This is a genomic window from Halolamina salina (assembly GCF_042678005.1).
GTDB classification, from domain to species: Archaea; Halobacteriota; Halobacteria; order Halobacteriales; family Haloferacaceae; genus Halolamina; species Halolamina salina.
Genome location: NZ_JBHUDH010000143.1, coordinates 20,948 through 23,756 on the forward strand (window position 1 = coordinate 20,948; position 2,809 = coordinate 23,756).

The following is a 2,809-nucleotide window of genomic DNA, read 5'->3' on the forward strand; positions in this document are numbered from 1 at the left end:
GGGGCACGCCGATGCCGCGGATCTCCAGTCGGCCATCGACGGCTACGGCTTCACGCTCAAGGCCCACGAGAGCCCCGCACGGCGCGTGCTCGCCGGGAAAGCCGACGCCGGACTCGGCCTCCGCGCGACCGCCGAGAAGCTCGGGCTGGGGTTCGTCCCGGTCGACAGTCAGACCGTCCGGGTCCGGGCCAACCCCGAGCGCGTCGAGAAACAGGGCGTTCGGGACCTCGAAGCCGTACTGTCGGGGGTCGACGAAGTGCTCGCCGAGCTGCCCGGGTTCGAGCCCGCGAACTGATGGCGGGGACCGACGAGGAGCGAGCGCGGATCCTCGCGCTCGGCGACTCCTACACGGTCGGCACGGGCGTCGATGCAGAGGAGCGCTGGCTGTCGAAGTTCGTCGATCGACTCCGGGAGGACGGCGAATCGGCCGCCGATCCAGTGGTGATCGCCGAGAACGGCTGGACAACGGACGACCTGGACGAGGAGATAACCGAACGCGATCCCGACGGCCCGTTCGACCTCGTGACGCTGCTGATCGGCGCGAACAACTGCTTCCAGGGCGAGTCCCCCGAGACGTTCGAGCCGAAGTTCCGGGCGATGCTCGACCGGGCGCTGGGGTTCGCGCCGGACCCGGACTCGGTTGTCGTAATCACGGTCCCGGACTACACGCTCACGCCGGTGGGGGAAGACAACGACCCCGACGAGCACGCGAAGCGACTGGTGCGGTACAACGAGATCGTCCGGGAGGCGGCGCGTGCGGAGGGAACGCGACTGGTCGACGTGGTGCCGCCGTCGACGCGCGTGGCCGAGGACGGGTCGCTCGTCGCGGACGACGACCTCCACCCCGCACCTGCTCAGCACGACCTGTGGCTGGAGCGGATCTACCCGGTCGCCGCGGCGGCGCTCGATTAGTTCCCGAGGACGCGCTCGTCCAGTTCGGTGAAGCGCTCCACGCGGTGGTCCGCGAGCACGCACTGGCCGCGGCGTTCGGGACCGTGGCGCTCGACGTGGACGGCGTCGAGGCCGGCGTTCCACGCGGCGCCGACGTCGCTTGGGCCGTCGCCGGCCAGCACGCCCGCGCCGTCGGCGTGGTCCACGCCGAGTCGGTTCATCGTGTGGTGGACCGGCTCGGGGTCGGGCTTCCAGCCCAGATCGTCCGAACAGGTGACGAACGCGTCGAAGCGCGAGCGCAGGTCGAGGTGGTCGACGACCTCGTTCGCGAGAAACGGCGCGCAGTGGGTGACGACGCCGACCGGGACGCCCGCGGCGTCGAGTTCGTCGAGCAGCGCCTCGGCGTCGTCGTGGACGTACGTCGCCTCCGCGCGGGCGCCGGGGTCCTCGGCCTCGTGCAGCGCGGGCCAGAACGTCCCCGGGTCCAGCCCCATCGACTGGAGCTTCTCGCTCCGGGGGCCGCCGAGGCCGTGCCAGAGGGTCTCGATCTCGCTGTCGGTGAACTCCCGGCCCAGCCGGTCGCCGACCGCCTCGAACACGTCGTGGCGGTAGTCGGGCTCCACGTCGACGATCGTCCCGTCGAGGTCGAGGAGCCAGAAGTCGTACGCCATGGGGAGAGGGCTAGCGGGTACGGGGGTAAGTGCCTTTCTCCCTGCTCAGACCGCCTCGGCGTCGACGACGTGCACCGACGAGCCGAGATACTGGTGAAGCACCTCGTCGGCACTCTCGGCGTTGAACCGCGAGAGGTCCCGTTCGATCTCCGCCCGTAGCGCCTCGACGTACGCCTCGTCGGCCCGGAGTTCGGAGAACGACAGCGAGACCACCTCCACGTCGAGCCAGTCGCTCACGACCTCGCGTAGCGGCGCCTCGTCGCCGATCTCGCCGTGCCAGAGCCGGTCGCGGAAGAACAGCCAGTCGATCCGCTCCGGGCCGGGTTCGACGCCCGGCGCGGGCGCGAACAGGCGGAGCGTCGTCTCGAAGCGGTTCGGGTCGACCGCGACGCCCCCCGTCGGGAGGCGGAACGTCGCGTCGAAGGTGTACGCCGCCTTCATCGGCGGGTCGATCGTCGCGTGGGGGTCATCAGTACTCGCCGTCGCAGTGGTCCGCGAGTCGGAGGTCCTTCTCGGTGATCCCGCCGGCGTCGTGGGTGGTGAAGCGCACCTCCACCTCGTCGTAGCGGAGGACGATCTCCGGGTGGTGGAACTCTTCCTCGGCGATCTCTGCCACGTCGTTGACGAACGTGACCGCGCTCGGGTAGCCGTCGAACTCGTAGGTCCGGACGATCTCGTCGCCGTCGCGCTCCCAGTCCGCGGGCAGTCGCCGCTCTACTTCCTCGTCGTCGAGTGTCTCCGACATACGCGGGAGGTGGGGTCCTGCGGGGGAAAAGCTTCGCCCGGCTACTCGCCTGCCCGCTCGTCGGCCGCGTCGGCGGGGGCGTCGACGTCGGCGGCGTCCGAGCGGGGGTCGAACAGCTCCATCGCGGTCTGGATCGTGGTCCAGTCGTCCTCGCCGGCGGCCTCGCGCAGGCTCTCGGTCGGCGGCGCGAGCAGTTGGGAGACCAGCGAGTCCGCCAGCGCCTCGACGGTCTCGCGCTGGTCCTCGTTCAGGTCACCCTGGGCCTCGAGCTTGGTGATCGCGCGGTCGAGCTCGCGGGCCTTCATCCGTTCGGCGCCCTCGTACATGCCGCGGATCGCCTCGTCGGCGCGGGCACGCTTGAACGAGGAGAGCAGGCGGTCGTGCTCCCGGTCGATCATCGCCTCGACCTCGCGGGCGGCCGCGCGGCGGTTCTCGTGTGCCGCCTCGGTCACGCGCTCCAAGTCGTCGATGTCGTGGACGACGACGTTGTCGAGCGCGTCGG

At 70.7% G+C, this 2,809-nt stretch carries 5 protein-coding genes and 1 pseudogene; 2 read left to right on the forward strand and 4 right to left on the reverse strand.

All coding sequences use genetic code 11. The annotated features are described in order from the left end of the window. Together ACFR9S_RS12365 and ACFR9S_RS12370 are read left to right on the forward strand one after the other, a co-directional pair. On the forward strand, positions 1-295 hold a 295-nt coding region (locus tag ACFR9S_RS12365), incomplete at its 5' end, for a substrate-binding domain-containing protein (protein WP_379818787.1). After that, positions 295-912: an SGNH/GDSL hydrolase family protein gene (locus ACFR9S_RS12370; RefSeq protein WP_379818788.1), complete on the forward strand. Its 618-nt coding sequence runs from the start codon at positions 295-297 to the stop codon at positions 910-912. The genes ACFR9S_RS12365 and ACFR9S_RS12370, both read left to right, overlap by 1 nt. Here ACFR9S_RS12370 and ACFR9S_RS12375 read toward each other — a convergent pair. The 4 genes and pseudogenes from ACFR9S_RS12375 to ACFR9S_RS12390 all read right to left on the reverse strand — a co-directional run. After that, complete coding sequence (locus ACFR9S_RS12375; RefSeq protein WP_379818789.1) at positions 909-1,562, reverse strand: HAD family hydrolase; 654 nt, start codon at positions 1,560-1,562, stop codon at positions 909-911. The two genes, ACFR9S_RS12370 and ACFR9S_RS12375, sit on opposite strands and share 4 nt — an antisense overlap. Positions 1,563-1,607: 45 nt before the next feature. Next, entirely contained in the window at positions 1,608-2,003 is a 396-nt protein-coding gene (lwrS, locus tag ACFR9S_RS12380; protein ID WP_379732634.1) for an LWR-salt protein, read from the reverse strand. 28 nt (positions 2,004-2,031) lie between these two features. Then, positions 2,032-2,307: a 4a-hydroxytetrahydrobiopterin dehydratase gene (locus tag ACFR9S_RS12385; RefSeq protein WP_379732633.1), complete on the reverse strand. Its 276-nt coding sequence runs from the start codon at positions 2,305-2,307 to the stop codon at positions 2,032-2,034. A 41-nt stretch (positions 2,308-2,348) separates the two neighbouring features. Next, positions 2,349-2,809: pseudogene (locus tag ACFR9S_RS12390) on the reverse strand (glutamyl-tRNA reductase); the annotation flags it as partial.

Coding starts and splice junctions, on each gene's coding strand:
- ACFR9S_RS12370 (WP_379818788.1), top strand. CDS start 295: ATGGCGGGGACCGACGAGGAGCGAGCGCGGATCCTCGCGCTCGGCGAC.
- ACFR9S_RS12375 (WP_379818789.1), bottom strand. CDS start 1,562: ATGGCGTACGACTTCTGGCTCCTCGACCTCGACGGGACGATCGTCGAC.
- lwrS (WP_379732634.1), bottom strand. CDS start 2,003: ATGAAGGCGGCGTACACCTTCGACGCGACGTTCCGCCTCCCGACGGGG.
- ACFR9S_RS12385 (WP_379732633.1), bottom strand. CDS start 2,307: ATGTCGGAGACACTCGACGACGAGGAAGTAGAGCGGCGACTGCCCGCG.